18 protein-coding genes are annotated in these 23,387 nt (G+C 34.4%); 6 read left to right on the top strand and 12 right to left on the bottom strand.

Annotation, left to right across the window (positions count from 1 at the left end; all coding sequences use genetic code 11):
* Window positions 1-690 precede the first annotated feature (690 nt).
* Window positions 691-1,929: an NAD(P)/FAD-dependent oxidoreductase gene (locus ACP6PK_RS02425; protein ID WP_426557447.1), complete on the top strand. Its 1,239-nt coding sequence runs from the start codon at window positions 691-693 to the stop codon at window positions 1,927-1,929.
* A gap of 525 nt (window positions 1,930-2,454) precedes the next feature.
* The gene (gene mtnA, locus ACP6PK_RS02420; protein ID WP_426557445.1) at window positions 2,455-3,513 is read left to right on the top strand and encodes an S-methyl-5-thioribose-1-phosphate isomerase; all 1,059 of its coding nucleotides are present in this window, start codon (window positions 2,455-2,457) and stop codon (window positions 3,511-3,513) included.
* A 303-nt stretch (window positions 3,514-3,816) separates the two neighbouring features.
* On the opposite strand, the gene ACP6PK_RS02415 is transcribed toward mtnA, so the two are convergent.
* The 3 genes from ACP6PK_RS02415 to ACP6PK_RS02405 form a co-directional block, all read right to left on the bottom strand.
* Entirely contained in the window at window positions 3,817-5,328 is a 1,512-nt protein-coding gene (locus tag ACP6PK_RS02415) for a glycosyltransferase family 39 protein (RefSeq protein WP_094672260.1), read from the bottom strand.
* 390 nt (window positions 5,329-5,718) lie between these two features.
* A complete protein-coding gene (locus ACP6PK_RS02410) occupies window positions 5,719-7,203 on the bottom strand; it encodes a glycosyltransferase family 39 protein (RefSeq protein WP_426557442.1) in 1,485 nt (494 codons plus the stop codon).
* A 22-nt stretch (window positions 7,204-7,225) separates the two neighbouring features.
* Complete coding sequence (locus tag ACP6PK_RS02405) at window positions 7,226-8,677, bottom strand: rhamnogalacturonan lyase family protein (protein ID WP_426557440.1); 1,452 nt, start codon at window positions 8,675-8,677, stop codon at window positions 7,226-7,228.
* A 69-nt stretch (window positions 8,678-8,746) separates the two neighbouring features.
* Between ACP6PK_RS02405 and ACP6PK_RS02400 the strand changes: the two genes are divergently transcribed.
* Window positions 8,747-10,135, top strand: coding sequence for a flippase (locus ACP6PK_RS02400; protein ID WP_094676242.1), 1,389 nt, complete (start codon window positions 8,747-8,749; stop codon window positions 10,133-10,135).
* A gap of 358 nt (window positions 10,136-10,493) precedes the next feature.
* Here ACP6PK_RS02400 and ACP6PK_RS02395 read toward each other — a convergent pair whose 3' ends face one another.
* The 9 genes from ACP6PK_RS02395 to ACP6PK_RS02355 all read right to left on the bottom strand — a co-directional run bounded on the left by ACP6PK_RS02395 (window position 10,494) and on the right by ACP6PK_RS02355 (window position 19,938).
* Window positions 10,494-11,558: a sulfotransferase family protein gene (locus ACP6PK_RS02395; protein WP_426557438.1), complete on the bottom strand. Its 1,065-nt coding sequence runs from the start codon at window positions 11,556-11,558 to the stop codon at window positions 10,494-10,496.
* A 16-nt stretch (window positions 11,559-11,574) separates the two neighbouring features.
* Window positions 11,575-12,324, bottom strand: a complete 750-nt coding sequence (locus ACP6PK_RS02390) for a DapH/DapD/GlmU-related protein (protein ID WP_426557436.1) — start codon at window positions 12,322-12,324, stop codon at window positions 11,575-11,577.
* 31 nt (window positions 12,325-12,355) lie between these two features.
* Entirely contained in the window at window positions 12,356-13,345 is a 990-nt protein-coding gene (locus ACP6PK_RS02385) for an NAD-dependent epimerase/dehydratase family protein (protein WP_426557434.1), read from the bottom strand.
* A 52-nt stretch (window positions 13,346-13,397) separates the two neighbouring features.
* Window positions 13,398-14,201, bottom strand: a complete 804-nt coding sequence (locus ACP6PK_RS02380) for a hypothetical protein (protein WP_426557432.1) — start codon at window positions 14,199-14,201, stop codon at window positions 13,398-13,400.
* A gap of 11 nt (window positions 14,202-14,212) precedes the next feature.
* A complete protein-coding gene (locus ACP6PK_RS02375) occupies window positions 14,213-14,755 on the bottom strand; it encodes a metal-dependent hydrolase (protein ID WP_426557430.1) in 543 nt (180 codons plus the stop codon).
* A 374-nt stretch (window positions 14,756-15,129) separates the two neighbouring features.
* Window positions 15,130-16,800, bottom strand: coding sequence for a glycerol-3-phosphate dehydrogenase/oxidase (locus ACP6PK_RS02370; protein WP_426557428.1), 1,671 nt, complete (start codon window positions 16,798-16,800; stop codon window positions 15,130-15,132).
* Window positions 16,785-16,952, bottom strand: coding sequence for a hypothetical protein (locus ACP6PK_RS02365; RefSeq protein ID WP_426557426.1), 168 nt, complete (start codon window positions 16,950-16,952; stop codon window positions 16,785-16,787). Before ACP6PK_RS02365 ends, ACP6PK_RS02370 begins: the two co-directional genes overlap by 16 nt.
* 312 nt (window positions 16,953-17,264) lie before the next feature.
* On the bottom strand, window positions 17,265-18,593 hold the full coding sequence (locus ACP6PK_RS02360; RefSeq protein WP_426557424.1) for a glycosyltransferase family 4 protein: 1,329 nt from the start codon (window positions 18,591-18,593) through the stop codon (window positions 17,265-17,267).
* A 754-nt stretch (window positions 18,594-19,347) separates the two neighbouring features.
* Complete coding sequence (locus ACP6PK_RS02355) at window positions 19,348-19,938, bottom strand: HD domain-containing protein (RefSeq protein WP_426557422.1); 591 nt, start codon at window positions 19,936-19,938, stop codon at window positions 19,348-19,350.
* A gap of 120 nt (window positions 19,939-20,058) precedes the next feature.
* On the opposite strand from ACP6PK_RS02355, the gene thyX reads away from it, so the two are divergent.
* The 3 genes from thyX to ACP6PK_RS02340 all read left to right on the top strand — a co-directional run bounded on the left by thyX (window position 20,059) and on the right by ACP6PK_RS02340 (window position 23,317).
* Complete coding sequence (gene thyX, locus ACP6PK_RS02350) at window positions 20,059-21,699, top strand: FAD-dependent thymidylate synthase (protein WP_426557420.1); 1,641 nt, start codon at window positions 20,059-20,061, stop codon at window positions 21,697-21,699.
* Window positions 21,700-22,352: 653 nt separating this feature from the next.
* A complete protein-coding gene (dut, locus tag ACP6PK_RS02345) occupies window positions 22,353-22,781 on the top strand; it encodes a dUTP diphosphatase (RefSeq protein WP_426557418.1) in 429 nt (142 codons plus the stop codon).
* Window positions 22,778-23,317 carry a deoxycytidylate deaminase gene (locus ACP6PK_RS02340; protein WP_426557416.1) on the top strand — a complete coding sequence of 180 codons (540 nt, stop codon included), beginning with the start codon at window positions 22,778-22,780 and terminating at the stop codon, window positions 23,315-23,317. The genes dut and ACP6PK_RS02340 overlap by 4 nt, the downstream gene beginning before the upstream one ends.
* The last annotated feature ends 70 nt before the right edge of the window (window positions 23,318-23,387 follow it).

The following is a 23,387-nucleotide window of genomic DNA, read 5'->3' as shown; positions in this document are numbered from 1 at the left end:
AACGTCCCTCCTCCACCTAATCAAATATAGCAAGGTTTTTGAGAAATGGTATTACTTCGTATAGGATTATTAATAAAAAAAAGCTATTTGCGTAGCATTCCGCAGGAAAAAGTGAAGGGTAATACCTGAATGCTTACCCAAATACATTAGGGAATTCTCTATTCCCTGTTTACTTACAACAAAAATTTATTGTCTTAAGCAAAAGACTTACTGCTACAGCGATCGCCACAATAGATAGTTGCTCAAAAAAAGTAAAAAAATTTTAATTATACCATAAAATACTTTTGCAAGAGGTCTATTATTTCTGCCTCCTAAATCATGACTGATTATTTATAACTGTTCATTCGGACATGATATAAGTAGTAATATTTCCTAAGTATTTGGCATTGCATCATTATGGGATAATTTTGATATGTACAAAAAAAATTTCTCTTATCTATCAACAGTTTGAGCTGTTCCAAATTTAACTGCCATTTCACAAATATGTAACGCCATATTTTCTCAAATATTGCTATTAAAAAATCAAGCGTTGCTGAAGAAATCTATAATATTAAAGAAGTCAGAAGCTAAAAAGAAGTTTTTTCCTAAACTTTGAGGGAGTATGTCTGATTTGTCATTAAATTTTAGACTCAAAATTTATATTCTCAGAAGTTTCATAACTAAAATTAGCAACTCCAAAAAACAGACATTATGAACAGTATCAATGATTTTAATATAGTAGTAATTGGAGCTGGTCCAGCAGGCTGTCAATGTGCTAGAAGTTTAGCAAAATTAGGATACAAAATTTTATTAGTTGAACAACATGAAACATTTCAAAAAAATGACTTTTCTAGTGCAGCAACTCCCCAAGAAACTCTGGATAAATTTAACTTACCAAAAACAGTAGTTGGTAGTTCTTGGCAGAAAATTAGTATTGTTACAACCAACATTAATCATACCTGGGCATCCTCCAAAACTTTAGGAGCAGTTTTAAATTTTGCCAAACTTAGAGAATTTTTAGCAGGAGAAGTAGAAACTTATGGCGGTAAAGTTTGGATGGGTTGTCGGTATACTAAACACTTTCAAGAAAATGGAAAAACTATTGTAGAAATGAGGCGTTTTGGTGGTAAAAAATTTACCGTTAGTACAGAAGTTTTGGTCGATGCAACCGGACCAGCAAGAGCAGTTATGTACGATAAAAAAAATAGACAACCTCAGTTTTTAACCGCTGCTGGAATTGAATATTTAATTGAAGTCGAACCAAGGGAATATGATAAATATGCTAATGATTTAATTTTTTTCCTAGGTCATAAATGGATGCCGAAAGGTTATTCTTGGATATTTCCTATGGAACCAGAAAAACAAAGACTAAAAATAGGTGTAGCAAGATTTAATTTAGAACATAAACAAATAGTAGAAACAAAATCAATGAGGTGGTATCTAGAACTCTTAATTCAAGATTACATGAAACTTGAAAAATATAAATTAATAGATACCCATGGTTCAACTGTTAAATATTCTGTAGGACTAAAAGATATTTATTATCAAGATAATATTATTGCCATTGGTGATGCAGTATCTACTATTAATATGTTGGGCGGGGAAGGTATTAGACATGGTATGGAAAATGCAGAAAGAGCTAGTAAATATATTGAAAAATATCTCAATAAACACCTATCTAGTTTTCGTCCCTACCAAAGAGAAATGCAGATAAGATATACTCTTAAATGGAATATTTCTGAACAAATGGGTCGCAGAAGATATATGCAGGATAGTGATGATTTAATTGATAAAGGAGTCAAGTATTTAAAATCTTTGACAGTAGAAGATATGATGAATATTTTGTTTGAATACAATTTTCAAAAGTTGTATAAAGGATTAGGTAAATATATACAACGTAAGCTTAAATTAGGATGGCAACAAATTAATAATTTATTCTGTTTTAGGTAGTAGAGAGTAGGGAGTAAGGAGTAGTAATTCGGGAAATAGGGGATAGAAAAATAGAAAAGAAGAAAAACAATTGTACCTCAGTAACTTCAGAGCTGAATGCTTATCTAAAGTTTAAATTTCCCCTATTGCCAAACCGAACTCTTCCCCAAATCCCTAACTTTATAGAAGTCTTATTGTATCTTTGTTGTATATTAAATTTTGAGGAAATTAGGAAATAATATCAAATCCAATAGCATTGGTATAATTAGATAGTTAATTAGGAGTCAGAAGTAGTAGGGGCGAATGGCTATGTGCTAACGCAAAGCTCCGCTAACGCCCGTACAGGAGTTAGGAGGGAAGAGAATTTAGGAATATTTGCTAATGGCTGAAGATGAAACATTTTTTTATACCGAATTAAGCGGATTTGATCTAACGAATAGGAATAAAAATACTCCCATACTCCCTATGTTCTTTATCTATTTTTAAATAGAACAAAATCGGTTCTATATTGTATTGTCGTTTATCAAAGAATCACGGAAAAATATAATGTCTAAAATTACAGAAGTTAATCCGATTATTTGGGAAAATAACCAGGTTTTATTAATTGATCAAACTCGTTTACCAGGAGAATATAAAATTGTAGAAATTAACAGTTCTGAAGAGATGGCAAAAGCTATTAAAACAATGATAGTTCGTGGGGCACCAGCCATCGGTATATCAGCAGCTTATGGAATGTATTTAGGAGCAAAAGAAATTTCCATAACTGATAGAAATGAATTCTTAAAACAGCTAGAAGAAATAGCAGTAATGTTACGACAAACTCGCCCAACTGCTGTTAATTTATTTTGGGCAATTGAGCGAATGTTAAAAGTAGCAAATCAAACTAATGGAGCTGTAGAAGAAATTCAAACAGCCTTATTAGAAACCGCTAAAAATATTCATGCAGAAGACTTACAAACTTGTAAAAATATAGGCGATCGCGGACTTGAAGTTTTACCAACTACTCCAGAAAAATTGAACATATTAACCCACTGTAATGCTGGTGCTTTAGCAACTGCTGGTTATGGTACAGCTTTAGGTGTTATTCGTTCCGCGTGGCGAGAGGGAAGATTGGCCAAAGTCTACGCTGATGAAACCCGTCCCCGTCTCCAAGGAGCAAAACTTACTACTTGGGAATGTGTCCAAGAAAACATACCCGTCACCCTAATTAGTGATAATATGGCAGCCCATTGTATGAAACAAGGTTTAATTCATGCTGTAGTAGTGGGAGCTGACAGAATAGCAGCAAATGGGGATACTGCCAATAAAATTGGTACTTATAGTCTAGCTATTGTGGCCAAAGCACATAACATTCCCTTTTTTGTAGCTGCACCCCTATCAACTATAGACTTTAAAATATCTGATGGTAGTCAAATACCAATTGAAGAAAGGGATGCCAAGGAAATATATCAATTAGGAGAAACGCGCATTTGTCCAGAGGGAGTAGAATTTTATAATCCGGCATTTGATGTTACACCTGCCGAATTAATTGCAGGAATAATGACAGAATATGGTACAGTTGCGCCGGGAGAATTAGAACAATTTAGGATCAAGCAGTTAGTTTAATTATTGCTCTGCTGATTAATTCTCGCGCGCATTGACAGATCAAGGTAAGTGACTTTATAGGTCTTGAAAAAGTACAAGGTTTTCGCTCCTTAAAGCTCAAAAAGTTAAGATTTTGGTTGACTATAGCAGAAAAATCAAGGGATAATTCTTCCTCCTGCCTCCTCGCTCATTCCCCACTCCTCCTGACTCCTGTACGGGCGTTAACGATAGTTATGCGAAGCTAACGGCCGTTTCGCGGAGCGACATGAAACGCCCCTACGAGGACTGACTCCTACCCCTACCAAAATACTTTTTCAGCAAACCCTAATTAGATGTCTCAGAAGTACGGGGTGTTAACAAGAAAAGCTCTAATGTGCCATTAACCTTAATTTTGTAAACTTCTTCAGCTTTAAACTTCTTTTCAATGCCAGCCAGTAAGGTTGGTGATGGATTAGCATATGCTAACCAGATGCGCGATCTAGTTTTTGGTAAACTTTCCAGCCAACTTTCTACAGCTTGGGGATCATCTTTAGGTGTGTCTATTCTTACCTCAATAGTTGCAGAACCCCTATAGTAATGATTCAGCGCTCTGGGAATTGACTGATTAGCTTTCCAAACAATTACATCCCCAGACTGCTCGTTGGTTTGAATCAGTTGGACAAAACCCCGCCAATCTTCTCGATCCTTTACTGTATAGTAACGCTTTAACCCCCCACCAACAGCAACGAAATATATCAGAGCGATCGCCACTGCTGGAATTCGCCACCTACGCCAAACCACCATAAACCCTGCTGCCAAAAGAATAAAGATATAGGGGGCAGTAAACATAATATAGCGATCTACCCAGATAGAACGGGAAATTTGAGAAACTAAAAATATTGGAATTAAAGGTAAAAATCCCCAAGCAGCAGCCCAACCAAGTTTATATGAATTTCGTTTTTCAAAAAAAGCTAAACCTATTAAGCTGGCTACCATTACCGAGTAGAGATTGTAAAACCAGAAAATGGCCTCTGAATTAGCTCTGCCAAATGACCAAGCGGTAAAACGACCAGGTTGTAGTAGTACATTAATAATAGTGGGGGCAGATTTTAAGTTAGCTGTTACATTTTCTAAACTTGTTTCTACTGTTCCTCTAAATCCACCCATAAAGTTAGCCGAAGTAATAGCTATATTAATTACCAGAGGAGACCATAATAGAATAATAGCAATCAACCCAGCAACAAAACTCAATAATACACGCTTTTGTTTACGAAACTTCCAACCGAATAAAACTATGTCCGGTAGCAATAAGAGTAAATTTAGTCGTGTAGAGCGAATAGCTAAGTATCGAGCGATCGCCCAAAAACCAATAGAAAACTTATTGGGAGATTCCAAAGCAGAAGTTAAAGCCAGAGTACCAAGCAATCCCAAAAAAGTGCTAACTCCATACATCCGCACCTCTTGAGCATGATGAATAAACAAAGGCGAAATAGCAACAAATAGGGCGGAAATTAAACCCACAGGTTTGCTCGCTAGACGGCAACCAAGTCGATAAGTTAAGAAGACACTACCCAAAGTAAAAACAAGGCATAGCCCCCGCAGCCAACTATCGCTGTAGCTAAAGAGCATCCAACCTTTGAGGAGAATGAGATGGATACGGCCTCTCCACAAGAGATCTAAAATATCTCTTTTTGCTCGATCTACACTGATGAGTTCATCTATCCAAAGACTTTCTGTGCCTAGTTGATAGAGATATAATCCAGTAGCTAATAATAGGATTAAAGTAATAGGAAATATCTGCCAAAATAAATCGGACTTTGCTTGATTTTTTGTAAAAGAGGAAATTTTTTCTTTCATAGTAGATCCACCACAAAATTATCGGAAAGTTAGGAAAATATAGATGATTTTGTTCGGCGCTGGTGAATCAAGATATGAAATCCAAGTTGGTACTACAAGAAACTGGGTTTATTGGAGAAAGATGTCAGTATGATCAGGCATCTAAATATCAACCCGGTTTATACACTTAAAAAAAATCATATATCAAATCACCAACACCTTTTGTTCAATAAACATCTGCAGAAAATAAAATCGCCCTTTATTTGGCATTAACTATAGTTGTAAAATTTGCTAACAAAATATTTTTTAGTTCCTTTTTTATCAAAATATATTGCCCTTACCCCTTTTCCTGTTCCCTGTTCCCTAAGCTAAAAAAAAATTATATATCTTTTTCACCAGATGTCTAATATTTTAATTAAGGGTTGTGAGAAAAAGGTACATCAAATCTTTTTCTCTATAAAACTGTTCATTAGTAAATTCCCAGTGTTTTTCCAGTTTTAATTTATCCCCAAAAGTCTCTTCAAACAAGCTTGGATCAAAATCACGTTGGCAAACTAACCAAAGTCTTTCTATTGGTAATAGATTGGATAACTCTACCTCTAAATCAGTTTTGTCCACCTCCAAAATAGAACAAATATCTTTACGATAAATAGATGCAGTACCATTATAGTAATGAGTTAGTGCAGTAGTCATTTTTTCAGAACCTATCGATAAAACTATTTTATCCCCTGGTTTTTCTATCGTATTAATCACTTGTGCGATACCACGCCAGTCTTGACGATCTTGAACAGTATAGAAACGAACCAATCCATTAGTAGTGGCAAATAAATAAATAATTGCTATTACAATAGCTACTATACGCTGCAAATTCCATACTCTCATAAAACCAGCAGCAAGTAAAATTAGAACGTAAGGACATACGAATAATAAGTAACGGTCTATCCATAATCTCTGAGAAACTAAAAATATCATAGCTGCAGGTATAAAAGCCCAAGCTGCCATCCAAAGAAGTTTTCCTGAACGATGCTTTTTAATCAACCCAAAGCTTAATAAAAATAGTAGGATGATTGTATAAGCTTGATAAAATAAGCTGATTGCTTTTGATGTTGAAGGGAATGGAAAAGCTGTAAAATGTCTTAACTTGCGTATTACTTCTGTTATACTGGGAAATGCATGTCTACTAGAAGATGTCTCAACCTTGGCAGTTATGTTTAAAGCTCCCGTCAAGAAACCTATAGTGTTTGAAACTAATGTCCATAGAGAGGGCAGCCATAAAACAAACCCTACTAACGCCCATTTTCCAAAACGTAATAATACATCACGTTGTTTGCGAAACTTCCAACAAAATATGAGAATATCTGGTAGTAATAAAGTGGCATTCAGTGGAGCAGTCATGTTCATTAACGCTCGCGTGCAAGCCCACCAAGCCATTGAAGAGTTGGTAGGATTTTCTAGTGCATGAACTAAAGCGAGGGAACCACCAAGAGCTAAACAAGTACCCAGTGAGTACATCCGCACCATTTGGGCAAAATTAATAAAAATTGGTGAAAGTGCCAGCAACAAAGCGGCAATTAAACCTGCTCCCTCTCCAGCTACACGACGACCAAGTTGGTAAATTAAGAATACACTAGCTAAACCAAACACAACAGATAAGCTTCGTAACCAACTATCGCTAGTGCCAAATAACATCCAAAATTTTAGGAGTATATAGTAAATTGGACGTATTCTAAATAAAGATACCTTGACTTTAGCGTCATTAATACTGTAAAGTTCATCCACCCACATACTCTCTGTACCAAGATTATAGAAATATAATCCAGTAGCTAATAATAGAATTAATGTGATTGGTATCCATTGTTGCCAGTAAAATTTTTCTTTGTGAGTAGTTGTATTCATATATTTATAAGAATTAAGTAACTTATGGACTATAATAATTCCATGTCATTTTACTACGGCGGTAATGATTTTGAGACCATAATCTAGGGCGATTCGGATTGGGATTCACTTCAGGGTTACTGTAAATATGTAGGTTATTTCCGTTAAGAACAATCAACTCTTCTCGCCAGTCTCCAGACACATCCGCTACATAAAGACGATCAGCTTTTTCCTTAAATCTGTGGAGAAATTTCCCAGTCAAAGGATCGAAAATTGCCACATCTCCTGATTTGTGGCGCTCTTTGGCTGCAGCTAACTGTTTGGGTTCTCCTCTCCAATCTATGGTAAATATAACTTCTACCCCTCTGACTGTCCAACCTCTAGGGGCAACATTGTCCATTTCATAGTTAGCAATGAGCTGACCCTGGGCATCAAAGACAAAAGGTTTCTGGTGTTCATTATAACGACTGCGAGACCATATTTCTAACCCCGGTCGATTGGAGTCAAAGTCACCAATAGCAGCATTTTGAGGTTCTTGATTTTTGTAGTCAGTTTCCCAGATTAGGCGATCGCTATTAAATAGAAGAACTCGATTACCACCACTTCGCTTACGACCACTCTCTTCCAAAGCTATTACCTCTAATCCAGGAATATCTGGACGCACATCAGCAACAAATATGGAATCAATATGACCCTTGGGGGAAATTCGCACCAGCATTTCTCCATCTGGGGATATTAGAGTTGCACCCAAAACTTCATCTTTACCATCTCCATTTAAGTCTGCTACTCGAGCCCCATTATGAGCATTGGCGACAAAATCATCTCTCGTCCATAACGGTTGGGGGTCTTCTTTTTTGAGCAAGTCATCTATTGCATAAGCAGCTAAAAAGCCTCCTGTGCGATATCCTTCTGAGTTGGTAGTCTGTAATAATAAATCCCGATCACCTTGCCCACGAAAATTAGTAATTACTAGGTGTTCCCATCTTTCTGTTCCTTCTGGTGATTTCAGAGTGATAGTTTTCTTGTTTTTTCCACTTTCACCTTCAACAATGTGAAGAGTATTATCTTTAGTTAAAAATAATACTTCTGTTTTGCCATCTCCATCTACATCACCTGCTTGTACTCCTGGTCCGAAGTGTCCAGGTAAACCATTCTTCTCAGATTTTATGGTAACCTGAATATTTATTTGTTTTGCCCAAAGTTTTTGACCACTTCCCTGATAAACTACAATATGTCCAGGTTTGGTAATAATAAAATCCTTTTGACCATCATCATTTATATCTGCTGTAATTATTCCTCCTATTCTTTCATCTTCAGCAGGTAACTCTTCTAATTTTATAATTTTGGGTTTAATAGATGAATAAGATAAAGTCACACTCAGATATTTAATTGTAGCAATACTAACTCCTATTACACCAATTAACAAAAATAAAAAGATTCCATTTTTAGAGTTTAGATACTTTCCTAATGGTATTTTTGATCGTATATCTGACATATTTTTTTAATTAATATTTTCTACTATAAATGAAATGATAAGAAATTATCAAATTTTTTACTATTAAATATGAAAAAATTACTAACTCGCCTAGATTGGTCTTATTTTTATTCTCTTTTGGGAGAGGGAACCCTAGCTCTGACATTTGTCTTTTACATTATTCTGGCTCGTTTACTCGGTCCGGAGCGATATGAAATATTTGCATCAGCAGCAGCTTTAGGAGCCATTTTATCCTTATTCATACAATGTGGATTACCATTTCTAATTCAACGTGAAGTAGCAGCTAATCCAGAGGAGGGGTCAAAATATACAATCCAATTTATTCTGTTAGAAATTTTGAACGTTTTGCCTGTTCTCATATTATTATTCCCAATTACCCAATTGCTAAATTACCAAGGAGAAGGATTCATAGTATGTTATCTCGTGGTGTTTGCTGAACTCTGCCGTCAGATTAAATTGACTTTGCGAGGGGTTGCTAAAGGGATGGGTTGGTTCAGAATAGAAACTATTTCTGTGGCAATTGAGCGATCTGCGGTGGTATTTCTTGCTGGTGGAGTCTTGTTATGGACAAATAATTTGGTATTGGTAGTTGGAACCTTAGTGCTAGTTCGTTTATTAGAAAATTTGGGTTTTCTTTACTACTTAAGTCGAAAACTAACTGTATGGCGTACTCTAAATTTTAATAATTTAACAGGAATTTATCAAATTGCATTCCCTTTTGCTTTGTCAGGAGTATTGTGGATGCTTTACTACAAAATTGATGTAGTAATGCTCAAAGGGATGGCTGAAACAGGAGAGGCAGCATTTTACAGTGCATCATATCAGATAGTGGAGATTTTTTCTGCTCTACCTAGAGTGGTTTTTTATGTAATTTTTACGAGATTAGCTCGTTATCATGCTAACGAACCTGAGAAAGTTCCAGAGCAAATATACAAAGCAACCCGCGCACTCTTAATATTAGTATTACCACCAATAGTAATTGCTGGATTTTTTCAAAGTTATTTAGTTGAACTTCTGTATGGTGAGGAATATTCCTATTCAGTTCAATCTTTAGCAATTTTAATTCCCAATATTAGTGTTCATATGTTTGGCTTATTGGTGCAGCAGTTTTTTCTGGCAACTCAACGGGAAAAATATTTACCGCCTTTACTCCTCTTTAGCACTATTATCAACATTATCTCTAACGCTATACTTATCCCATTTTTAGGGTCTGTTGGTGCTGCTTTATGTACTTTATTTAGTGCAGGAGTTTTAGGTATCATTGGTCTAGGAATGATGAGTCGTATGGGTTACAAAAAAGCTGGACACCAATTACAGTTAATTTCTGCAATGAGTTTGCTTTTAACAACAGTTCCTTCTCTAATGATGAATGGATTACAATTACAGATTGGAATAGTTTTAATGATTGGCAGTATTGCAAGTTTAGTAATACTGATGCGACCCCGAAATTTTGTATAAAGGAAAGAGCAATTTTTGAGAATAAAAAATTGCCTTTTTTTTTGATTAATTAATAACTAATTTCAAAACAACTATAGCGCTGTGCTCCGGGAACAGGGAACAGGGAACAGGGAACAGGGAACAGGGAACAGGGGGAATAAATTGCCGATAATATAAGACTTCTAGCTCTTTTGCCCCTACTACAATTTGTAAATATACCAGCGCTCATTGCTATATTTGTCACTTAAAAATCTAGGAACATATGTACCTTTTCACCTCTGGTATTTACCAGATTTTAATCTTTTTAAGTCTTACCTATTTGAAATTTTAGTCACTCTAAACTTTCTTAATACTTGTTTTACAAACAGTCTCTAAACTCTTAAAGATTTCTACTCAATGATGAGCTATAAAGTGGAGTGGGACTATCTAAACCCAACCTCAGATTGAAGTATACTTTCAAGTCTTGTAATGCTTCAATTTGACCTTTACGGTTTTTTATCATTGCTAAAAATTTTCGAGGAGGATGCTCAATATACTTAAATTGTAGTTTTTCCAAACTTGAAATTTGCGGATTTTCTAGCTCTCTGTGATAACCATAACGTTCTAAGGTAGAACCAGCTACTGCTTCAAAAATACGCAATTGACGCTCTGTCATCTGTGTACGCCATTTTTCAGTATTACTGCTGATAATAGGACGAGCAAGATTCTGCAGATTTTGCTTATCTGTTTTATATGCTGCATTATCTTTGTAGAAATTTAGCATTTCTGGAGTATATTCTTCTCCTAGAAACGAACACATATCTTTGAGAACTCCCTGAGTGTTTAATAAGAGTTCTTCATATCGAACTTCAAAAAATGAGTTTTGATCGATGACATTTTTCAACTTATCAATTTCTTCTAGATGTTTTACCCATCCCCTAGCTGTAGGATAAATATGTTTAGGTCCTACTCGGGATTGTTTCCAAGACAATGCGCAATCACGTCCATCACGCACAATATGGATTATTTGTACATTAGGAAATCCATCCAAAATTTCACGCCAGTAAAAAAGATGAGCAGGGGTTTTTTCTCCCCAACGTTGTTTTCCCTGGTTTTTTGCCCATGCAGACATAATTGCCTCAAAAACGCCATGAAAATCATATCTTTGAATAGCTTTGATGCTATCTTCTCTATCTGGATAAGGAGACCAATCAGCAAGTGGACCTGTACTTAAAATGTCATCTAATAGACGTTCTCGATTTTTAGGAAGGTTTAAATCTCCGTAGAATTTTAACCAATTATAAAATGTTCTATATATAAGAGACTCATAAGGAATAGCTATTCTCGGATGGCTATTGAGGAGTTTACTAAGTAGTGAAGTTCCCGATCGCGGACAACCAAAAATAAATATTGGACGTTCATAATTTTTTGTATCAGGAGTTGTATTGTTAACTTTTTGATTCATAAATTTTACGATGTCTCTATGAACGAGTTTTTACTACTTTGGCAGGTACACCAACAGCAATAGCATAATCTGGAATATCTTTAGTTACTACTGCTCCTGCTCCAATTATACTATCGCGACCTATTTTTACTCCATCTAATACTTTTACGGATGCTCCTATCCAACAATTATCCTCAATTGTAATTCCTTTAACTATCTGACCTTGAGCAATTATTGGAATATCAGTTCTTTCTGTTTCGTGATCTCCACCACCAATGACATAACAATAGGCAGCAAAAAGAACATTTTTACCAATGTTTACTTCTTTGGCAGATTGAATAAAGCAGTTCATGGCAATATTACTATTTTCTCCGATAGTAATATTGCCATTTTTACAACTAATTACACTAGACCTACCAATCATTACATTATCACCAATAATAATTCGGTTATTATCAGCTCCTTTTCCATCTAATACTGCATAATCATCAATTATGACATTATCACCTATATATATTTTATCGGGATGTCGAATTGTGATAGATTTGCCAAAAATTACATTACGACCAACTTTAGCAAATAATGATTTATAAAATTTTTTTCTTAAAACTAAACCTATTGCTCCAGGTAAAGCTCCAATCAGTGTTACTAAAAGCTCATATTTGATTAATTTAGAAATACTATAAGAGCCAATTGTTATATCCTGATATTTTTGTAAAGCTGTCTGTTTTTCATCAGTTAATTTTGCCTGAAGCTCTGTTTTTTCAAACTCATCACTTATAGCCATAGTAGTTGCATTAAATTTCAGTAGTTTAGATTTATAACCATCCTTTTTCTTGATACCAATCTCTAGTTTTTTGAATCCCTTCTTTAATTGAATATTGGGGTTCAAATCCTAAAACTTGTTTGGCTTTGTCAATAGAAAATGCCCGATTATTTTGGAAAAAACTTACTCTTCTTCTATGTAAAGGTGGTTCAATATTTAGAGGCACACAAACCTTTTCACAAAGTGTTGCTAAACTCAAAACCGGACCTAAAGGAACTCTAATATTTGGAGGTTTAACTCCTAATTCTGCTGCAATTAATTGACATAATTCATTCAGAGTTAAATATCCTTCTCCACCAAAAATAAATACTTCTCCTATAGCTTTTTCATTATTTAGACAAAGTAAAAATCCTCGAACTACATCATCTATATAAGAAGGATGAAATAGTACCTCTCCATCTCCCACTATCACAAACCGACCTTTTTGAATCATCTTAAATAATTTCAACATTCGGCGATCGCCAGGTCCGAATAATGATATGGGACGAATTACGGTAATTGGTAAACCTGTTTCTTTATAAAACTCCCACACCCGTTTTTCAGCAATTAATTTTGTTTCTTGATAAAGGTCTGTGGGATTAAAAGCAGTCTTTTCATTAGCTGGAATTTCTAGGACAGTTCCATGAACTCCGATAGTGCTACAATGAATCAGATGTTTAACGTTATGCTTTTTCGCAGCTTCTAAGACGTGATTTGTACCTTCTACATTAACTGCATAAGCTTCTTTGTCATCCGATCCACCTTTGCGAAAATTTGACACTACATGGATGACATTATCTACCCCTTCGACTGCTTTTTCTACAGCTTTTGCATCTCTGATATCTCCCCAAACTACATCATATTCCTCAGAACTATTATTGTTAGGAATTCCTGTTGCAGGAGGACGAGCAAAAATTCGGACATTGTTTCCTGCTGCGGATAATTGAGAAACTATATGACTGCCCAGGAAACCTTTACCACCTGTTACTAATACTTTACTCATTAGCCAACTAAATTTTTAATGATATTTAATAATATTTATCGGTTTATACTGCTTATGCACTTAATCGTAAAGCCAACTGGTTACGAATAAATCGAAATGGTGTTTCTAGGGAACCATAGGGTTGAACTGAAGTAGTAGGATTTAATAAAATCTCCTTCATGCTTTTTCCTGGTTCAGTTTCATTAAACTCACCCTCTACTATAAATCCAAAACTTCCTGGTTTAGTATATTCAGATTTTAAGGGTAGAGGGTCTGTTCCTGGTAAAACTTTCCATCCCTTTTGTTCAGCTAGTTGAAAATAAGATGGTCTTGACCAAAAATTCGGACGACCGCTATTATCACCGAGATATACCATAGAAAGGGTATCTGAGTTTAATAACTTTTGTAAAATCTTACCTCTTTTGCCTATCCATTTTCCTACTGCCCAAGGCAACACAGGTATGCCATTTGTTGATACTATATTTTGGATGGTAGTTTCTACAGGTAAACCATCTGCAAATTCACTATCTGAAATTAGAGCTAAAACTTCTAATTTTTCTACAGTTACTATTTGCCGACCAGCAATAATGAAAATTTTTTGATTCTCGTTATTAGTGGCAGAAATTGCTATTGATTCTTGAGTTGGAGCTAATTTCCAGTTATTAATTTGCTGATTATTTTGAGCAGATTCTAATAATTTACTAAATTCAAAATCGCCGACCATTTCTGTTAAAAATATCAAAAAAACCGAGTTATCAATATCGGTTTTTGTTCTAGATATTTTCTGAAAATTTGTTAAAGATGCGTTTAATAGTTGGTCAAGTTCAAAACATTTATGAATATGAACGTGAGCATCTGCAATAATTTTTTGATTCATTTTGACTTGATTTATTCAGAGAATTTTCTAGAGCGATAATTTTTCCACAGCCATAACCCACTTAGGAGTAATATTGAGTAACATGATTCCCAAATAATAAATACAAAATGACTAGGGTCGAATAATCCTCTGGAGTGATGAACTGATGGAAAAATTGGTATTGCTGACTTAAAATATGTATCTGTAAACGGTGATAAAAGTTGTAAACCAGAACCAGTTGTTTCAGTGAAAAAATCTAGCACCAAATGAGAACTATAGATAACTAAAGTCAATAAAAATAGTTTTTTAAAGGAAGATTTGCGAAAATTAGTAATTAACCAACTAACGATGAAACTAAAAACAATGGCAAAAACAAAAGTGTGAGTAATGCCTCGATGAAATCTTTCCCCTGTGATTAATTGGGGAATAAAATCAAAGTCAGCAAAAATAGCGACAAAAACAGGATAAAAATTTTCCCAGCTCCACCAACGAGAGGGATAATATTTTGCTAATCCTTGGGGTATAAATTTAGATAGTAAATATCCAGAAACTGAGTGAGCTATTGGAGATGCCATAGTTAAAAATTTTTGATATAAAGGAAAAGTATTAAGTTAAGCATTCAGCCGTCAGCTATCAGCTATTATATCAAGTTTCATTAATTAGCCATAATATATCAGCCTACCTTTAGTCATCTTAAAGATGAATTCTGCTGTGCATCCCAGAAATTTATTTCTTGGTGGATGAATAGGTCATTTCAGTTATCAGTTAACAGTTATCAGTTAACAGTTAACCTCCGACTAAAGTTGGAGGCTTGAAATACTGAGTTAAATATTTTTTTATCCTATTAAAAGGGCAGGCTTTAAACCTCATTTTTGGGTAAATAATTTGGTTTATTTACTTAACTAAAATGACTTGGATAAAACCAAATTAGATATTTTATGTAATTTTCCTAGACAGAAATTTTGACAGGTGTAACTCCCAAAATATTTTTGATTTCTTGCACTTCCTGTTGTAATTTTTCGGAATTCCAACCTAACTCTTTGCTCATAACTTCAGCACAGAATTGAATAATTTCATCTCCTGGATATCCAGCACTACCTAATTCTGTCCGGCGCAATATTACATCACTTAATTTATGAGCCATTTCTTGATGGATAGCATGGAAAATTTCAGCTTTAATAACTGCTAGTTCACTCTCAGAATTATCCAAATAATTAATAACTTCTGGATAAGCGGAGCCATAGTTATAAACTAGACGACGAATGGTTGATTCTGTCAAACCTTTTGCTTGGTTTTCCACAATAGCATTTTGTAAAAAAGCGTTAAAGTTTTCTATTTCTCCACCATATATAGGTGTAACTGATGAAATTGACTTAGGAGATTTTTTTCCTAATGATTTGAATAGATAATTAACTACTTTTTCAGCTACGTCTCTGGCAGTGGTATATTTCACTCCTACTAATGAAATTAAACCTAATAACCCAGTTTGAGAATGATCGAAAATTTGATAATGTTTTGCTAAGATAGGTTCGCCAGTTTGAGGATTAACATTAGTTGTTGGTAGCATCCCCCCATGTACAAATGAAATTTCTTCCCGCTTTAACTTTGCTCCTGGATATGCTTGGTTAATAGCAGTAATAAATTGATTTATGTCTTCTTCTGTGATTTGAAAATCATCTGGGTCTTGACTATAAACTGCATATTCTGTACCAATCATAGATCGCCCACGCCAAGGAGCAATAAAAAAGAAGCGACTACCTTTATTAATTACTGTATTTGGGTCAACAGAACTATTTTTGCTGTCGATACCCACGGCATATTTTTCAAATAAAGGACGAGTAGTAACTAAATTCATTGCTTTAGCTAAACCAAAAGGCGATCGCTCTTGTTGGTTGACCATACCTAGAATTTTATTTACCCAAGCTCCAGAGGTATTGATAACTGTTTGACCACGGATATCTAATTTATTTCCAGTTAGTCGGTCTATTGCTGTTACACCAGTAATGCGATTATCATTTTGAATAAACCCATTAACTTCAACATAGTTTGCTAAAGTTGCGCCTTTTTGGTCAGCAGATCGTAAAAATGATATGTTGAGTCTTTCTGAATTATAGACTTGAGCATCATAGAATATAGCTCCTCCGGTCAAACCTTGAGTCGGAATGTCAGGAAGTAACTCTAAACATTTTTGCTTGGAAATGACACGACCATGAGGAATATGCTTTTGGGAGTCTGGGAGTCTATTGCGGTCAAAGCTAACTAAATCATTAATTGCTAATGCCACAGATAAAACTTCTTTTCCCTTCAACCCATGTCCATAAGTAGGAACCAAAACTGGTAATGGATGAATCAGATGGGGTGCTATTTTCATCAAAGCTGTGCGTTCGTGAATTGACTCTCGCATCCGCTTGAAGTCAGCGTTTTGTAGATACCGCAGTCCTCCGTGAATAGTCTTTAAACTATTAGCAGAAGTAGCACCACCAAAATCTCCTTTTTCTACAAGAGCGACAGAGAGACCACGAATACTTGCTTCCCAAGCGAGGGTAGCTCCATAAATTCCCCCACCCACTACAACTAAGTCGTGAATTTTGTTGGTTAGTTTAGTTAAATTTCTTTCCATAACATCTGCTTCATAAAACTGATAGAAAACGTCTTATTTTTACATGATGCCTTAGCTATTTTGAGTTGTGCTTTTTTCCAGTTAGCAGATGCAACGCTTTTATGACAATTTTGGTATTGCAGTGGAGACAACTTAGCTTCAAATCTCTCCATTTCACAGATATTCCTACTCCAACTGACCCCACTTTTTAGTTAAGGTTTTTAATTTTCAAAAGCTTTTTTTTTCTGCTTCTGCTCTAGCATTAGCGTATCACATGAACAGGATTTAGATAAATTTGGGCTACAAATCAGTTTTTTTTTGTTCCCTATTTTCTATTTGCTGTTCTCTGTAACCATAATTTTGTAACCTTCTTTGATCTAGTTTATATTAGCTGAGTCACCATGATTTTGGTACAGAAGGTTGAGAAGTTCCCGTTATAATCTTTGGTTTAACGGGAGATAACTTCACCAAGTTAACTAAAATACTTAATAATCTGACTCTTTTGCAAGTATTTGTTCCCCATCCATATTTTCATTTCTATTGAAGTTAAGTTTTAGTTTCAGTTCATTGTAAAGATTAGCTAACTTTTCACAAAATGCTGCATAACTATGATTTTTCTGAACCATAATTTTACCTTCTGTACCTAATTTTAATCTTAAGTCAGGGTCTTCAACTAGAGAAACTATTCCTTTTGAAAATGCTTTAGGAGTAGGATGAGATAACATTGCTGTTTTGTGACCTAATACCTGAGTATGAGTTGGTAAATTAGTTGCTAATACAGCCTTACCACTATCTAGATAAGAATATATTTTCATAGGTGTATTCTTACCTTTAGTCCGAGGAGATACTAAAACGTCAGCTTGAGCAAGATAATTTCCTAATTCGCTAGCAGGTTTTTGTCCTAGAAAATGTACTTTTTCTTTAATTCCTAATTTCTTGGCTTTGTTTTGATAGTTTTTAATATCTTCGGGGTTTCCTCCCACTATGACTAAATCAACTTCTTTGGTTTGTTTTAGTGCTAAAGCAAAACTATCTAGCAGTAAATCTATGCCTTGATATTGTTCTAAATTTCCTACATACATTAGCATTGTATTGCTAATTTTCAGTTCCCTTCTAAGATTTTGCTGAGTTAAAACTTCTTTTTCATTCAACAAAGAAACATCTGGTAGGAGTACAACTTTTTGAGGTCGATATTTATAAACAGTATTAGCTAAAGCTTGACAAACTGGAACTACAACTTCTGAATTTTTTACTGCTTGTTTTTCAAACCACCTTAATATAAAGCCAAAACGGGAAAGAAAAGGATATTTTTCCTCCATTTGTTGAGCTAATGAAGAATCCATATCGTAAATATAGGGGATTTTTAAAGTAAATTTCAGTAGTAGTGCAATAAATACTGATTCCTCTACAGCATGAACTAAATCATAGCGTTTTTTAGAAACTAGCTTGATTACTTTAACCAACATTAAAATGTCATAGACTATTTTCTTCCAAGAAAATCCCGGACGAATATTCTTGACAAATGGAACTTTGATGGTGCGGTAAATGTTGGCATTGTTAAATTCAACATTTTTCCCTTCTGCATAAGTTACTACATCAACTTTTTCACCATTTTCTGATAAATATTTCAAGACAAGTTTATCAGCAATAGGTGATCCTCTATCTTCATAAAAAGGATGAGGAATTAAAAATAAAATATCTAAAGGAGAATTATAACTGTTACTTTCATAATTGATGATTTGCTCACTTATATTTTTCTTTTGAGCAAAAACTTGGGGCAAGGTGCGATCAGTGAAAATAGAAGATTTCAGCATCGTTTATGAACTCCTTCAACAAGTGATTATTATTTATTACAATTTTCCATCTCAGGAAAATTGTAGATAAAAACTATACCGATTTGAATAAACGAAAGTTATAAGCAGCAAGTTATATTTAGTAGTGTTAAATAAGTAGTAGCTTTTGCTATTTACTTGCTAAAAATAAAAGGTATATAGAAACTAATATTACTACTTATAAATCACTAACGTATTTTTTACAATTGTATAGTTTTTAACTTTCTTATTGATCTTTCAACTTAACTTTATCCTACCAAATAACTTCGGTATTTCCTAGTAATTTCAGGCAACTTCATCAAATCTTTAAAAATATTCCCCTAAAACCCCCATTGTCTTCATCAAAACTTCATAAATCTCCTAGTGGACTTGAAGATACATAATTAAAAATACTAATTATGTTGATTAATCATATTTAAAACTTATGATTCTGATGTGACGTAATATTAATCTGGCCTAAATACTTCTGCTTATTAAGAGAATGATTTATATGTAGCATCCACCCTGGTCAGGATAACCACTGATACCCTGACTAATTTGGGAATCTATATTAAAAAGAGATAGGAAGATGAGGAAATGGAGAGTGTTTTTAAACCTTTTTCCTGTATTGCCTCTACTCACCTCCTAAGTCTTGAGTTGTTCCTCCTGACTCCTACTCAAAAATTTAATCTTGGCAAAGATACTAAATAGCTTCTACAAATTTCATAACATTTATTGACTAACACCAAAATTTCTGCTACAAGCTAACTTCAGCTCTATCTGTCTGTACCAACCTTTCCAATTCTGTAACTAAACTATCTAACTCTATTACTATCGGAGTGGAGTCAGCTTCACGAAATGCAGTTACAAGGGAGCGATAATACCAGAGCGTTCCTTGTTTACCACCCTTAAATAAATCCCACAACAAATCACCTTGGAGTCGATAGTCTTTCAAAATAGACCTAATATTATGTAGTTTATCCGCTGCAGAAACCAAGCGCACTGAAGGCGTGGCATTAGTAATACGATTAATATAAGCTTTTTTACGTTCTTTCCAAGGAGGTTTCGGAGTAGTATCTGTGTCGGTACAACCATCGACTATCTCTGTCACCCTTTCCCCAAACTTCAGTCTAATTTCTACACGAACAGTTGGCCCACCTTGGTCTTCTATCGCATCGTGAAGTAGTGCTGCTATGGCCTCATCCTCATCAGCGCCATATTCAAGGGCAATGCTAGCTACTCCTAAAAGGTGGGAAACGTAAGGAACTTTACTTCCTTTGCGAATTTGATGAGCGTGTAACTCGGTAGCATATACTAAAGCTTCTGTAAAACGGTGGGAAAGTATCATTTTTTTTAGTTAAAAGTCAAAAATAAGAAAAATCTATCATTTTCTAGATAGTCAATTTTTATGGTGCAATAATGATAAATTGTTTTGCTCTTATATTTAGCTCAACTTTAGAATAATTTTATGGATAAATTTCGGGTAGAAGTTATTGCGAAAACACCTAATCCTCAACAGGTAATTTATGCTGCTTTGCATCAAGATTATAGTGAAGGATTTGTATTTGATGAACAAGATAATTGGCCTTCAGAAGCTAAATGTGGAGAAATTATTGTTAAGCGACTTTTAGCAGGCGATCGCGGACATTATGGATGTATTGAACACCCTCAAATTACTTTTAATTGTGGATTTTTTCCCCATAGTGTTATGCAGCAAGCAAGAACTCATAGAATAGGTTGTTGTTTGTCGGGTAATACCAAGGTTAAATTTGCCAATTCGTCTTTATCTAAAGGAGAAAAGTATTATGAGGAAACAATTGAAAAATTAGCTAATTTATGGCATTACGGGAGAAAACATCAACAAACTTCTAATGATGCAAAAAATATGCAAGAAAGTATATCTAGGCGTACTATTTTGACTTTAGATACTAAAACTAACCAACTTGTTTCTAGTAAAATTACCAATATTTATATTAATGGTGAAAAAGAAACTTACACAATAAAAACTGTTTCTGGTAAAGAAATTAGAGCTACATTGGAACACCAATTTTGGACTAATCAAGGGTGGAAAAGGTTAAAAGAATTTAACAGTAGCACTCAATTATGTGAGGTGGAATTAACTGGTAATAAAATTGCTCCACAAGAAATTAATTTTCTGGAAAAAGAAATATTAGATGAAAAGTGGATACCTGTAAGAAATTATGAAGGATATGAAGTTTATAGTTGGAGTAATTTGTATTCTTATATTCCTCAAGGATGGAGGAAAAATTATTCTCAGTTATTGTCAAATTCTCAGATTGAAAAACTGAGTAAAAATTATTTATTTGCCAGTTTGAGTGATGGAATAGATTCTGGTAAAGTATCGCCAGTAAATATAGATAGGTTGGTCGTAGAAAAATTCAAACCATTGGCAGAAAATGAGCAACTTGAAGTTAGACATTTAAACGGAAATAGTTTTGATAATAGGTTAGAAAATCTTGCTTGGGGTTCTAGTAAAGACAACAAAATTGATAATATAAGAAACAATAGTTTGTCTTGTCGTCGTGGTGTTTTTGTGGGAATAGAATCTATTGAAAAATTTGGCAAAGAAATTACTTATGATATTGAAGTAGAACATCCAGATCATAATTTTATAGCTAATGGTTTAGTTGTTCATAATTCTTTCGATGTGCAAAGTTATCGGTTTTGTTCAGGAAAAGTTATCGCAGTTGCAGAGGGAAAAACGGATCTAGAAACTGCTTTTTACTTACGTCCAGTAGGAGAATATTCTGACCGTCAGGGTAAGAAATATTATTATTCTGCTGAACAACGAGAACAAGATTTACAGTGGTGTTTGGAGGCAGCTAAAAAATACAAACTTGATATGGAATTTGGAATGTCTGAAGAACACGCCAGAGGAAAAATCCCTTTTGATTATCGTCAGCATTTTGTTGTTAGTTTTAATTGTCGAAGTTTGCTACATTTTTTGGATTTACGTTTTAAAAAGAATGCTCAATTAGAAATTCAAAAGTTATGTGAGTTAATGTGGCCTCATGTTCAAGATTGGGTGCCGAATATAGCAGATTGGTATGAAAAAAATCGATTAGGTAAAGGTAAGTTAGCACCTTAGTTGGAAGATGGGGAGGTGGGGAGATTGGGAAAAATTTAACTTATAACTGGTAATTTTTGCAGATTTTTATTGCCTTAACATTTAGGAAAAAAAACAAATTATTGTTACTTTCTAAAATTGTGAAATCTCTATCAATCTAATTTTTTCTAGTAATACAATTATTAGATGATAACTAAGGTAAAAATTTTTCTCAAATTCATATATACTAACCCTAAATGATTCGTGCAGAAAAACTGTAGAGGTTTGGTTTCCCAACCCAAACGAAAAAGGGATTTAGATACTAAAATCTCTACAATATTCTCCTATAAATTAAAGATAAAGAGATAGAGAAACGAAAAAATCAGAAAAAATTTAACTCCATAGGTAAAGTATTGACAGATTTTTGTCCCCTTAATATTGAGGGTAAGAAATGAAATTCCCTATTCCCTATTCCCTATTCCCTATTCCCTATTCCCTATTTCCTATTGCTTGTTCTCTCTCTCAACTAGGAAATTCCTAAAAGCACGACTACTTAACAAGGAAGATGCTTGTGTTACCAAAATTACTAACAAACTTCCAGCCAACAAATAATAAAATTTTGTACCTCACTGACTCCGAAATTGCTGTAATTATCAATTATCCATTATCCATTATCCATTATCATATTCCCTACTATGAAACTCAAAGTTAAAAAGTTAGATGAACTGGCAATTATTCCCTGTTACGCTCATAAAGGAGATGCCGGATTAGATTTATTTTCTATTGATGAATTAACTATTAATCCTGGGGAAAGTAAACTAATTCATACAGGTATTTCTATAGAATTACCATCAGGAACAGAAGCACAAATTCGCCCGCGAAGTGGATTAGCTTTAAAACATCAAATTACTGTTTTAAATACTCCCGGAACTATTGATGAAACTTACCGGGGAGAAATAGGAATAATTCTGATAAATCATGGTAAAAAACCCTTTCAAGTAACTAAAGGAATGAAAATAGCTCAAATGGTAATAACATCATTTTTATCTGTTAAGGTAGAAGAAGTTACTCAATTAAGTACAACTGAAAGAGATAGTGGCGGATTTGGTTCAACAGGAATATGACAGAAGAATTATATCAAAGACCAACCTGGGATGAATACTTTTTAATGATAGCTAAATTAGCTGCTACTCGCTCAACTTGTTTAGCTTTTCCAGTGGGGGCGGTAATAGTTAAAGATAAACAAGTTTTAGCAACTGGTTATAATGGTCCTCCTTCAGGTTCTGTAAATTGTACAAGTCAGGGTTTTTGTTATCCCGAATTAAGTAGTTGTGATGCTAGTAAAATTTTACCATCCCGTGCTGTCCATGCCGAAGCTAATGCTATTGCTCAAGCTGCAAAACATGGTATTTCTACGAATGGATCTGTTATTTATGTCACCTTAGAACCTTGTCTTTATTGTTTGAAATTGGTTATTTCTTGTGGCATTAAAGAGGTTTTTTATGAGACTCCTTTTAATAGAGGGGAAAAAGCAGCTTTAAGAGATATGTTTATCAAAGAAGGTTTAGTTACTATTAAGCAAATTTATATCTCAGAAACAATTGCTAAAAAAGCCGCAAATTCTCTACTTTTTCCTACTTCTGTTCCTAAATCTTCTTGAGAATTCAGAATTTATAATTCAGAAGTTGTGTTTGTAATTCTCAAAATAACATGACAAAGAATTGAGTCAA

Origin of the sequence: Dapis hubbardiae BLCC-M172, assembly GCF_050016015.1 — a bacterium.
GTDB lineage: Bacteria > Cyanobacteriota > Cyanobacteriia > Cyanobacteriales > Microcoleaceae > Trichodesmium.
This window is presented reverse-complemented; position numbering and strand designations above follow the sequence as displayed.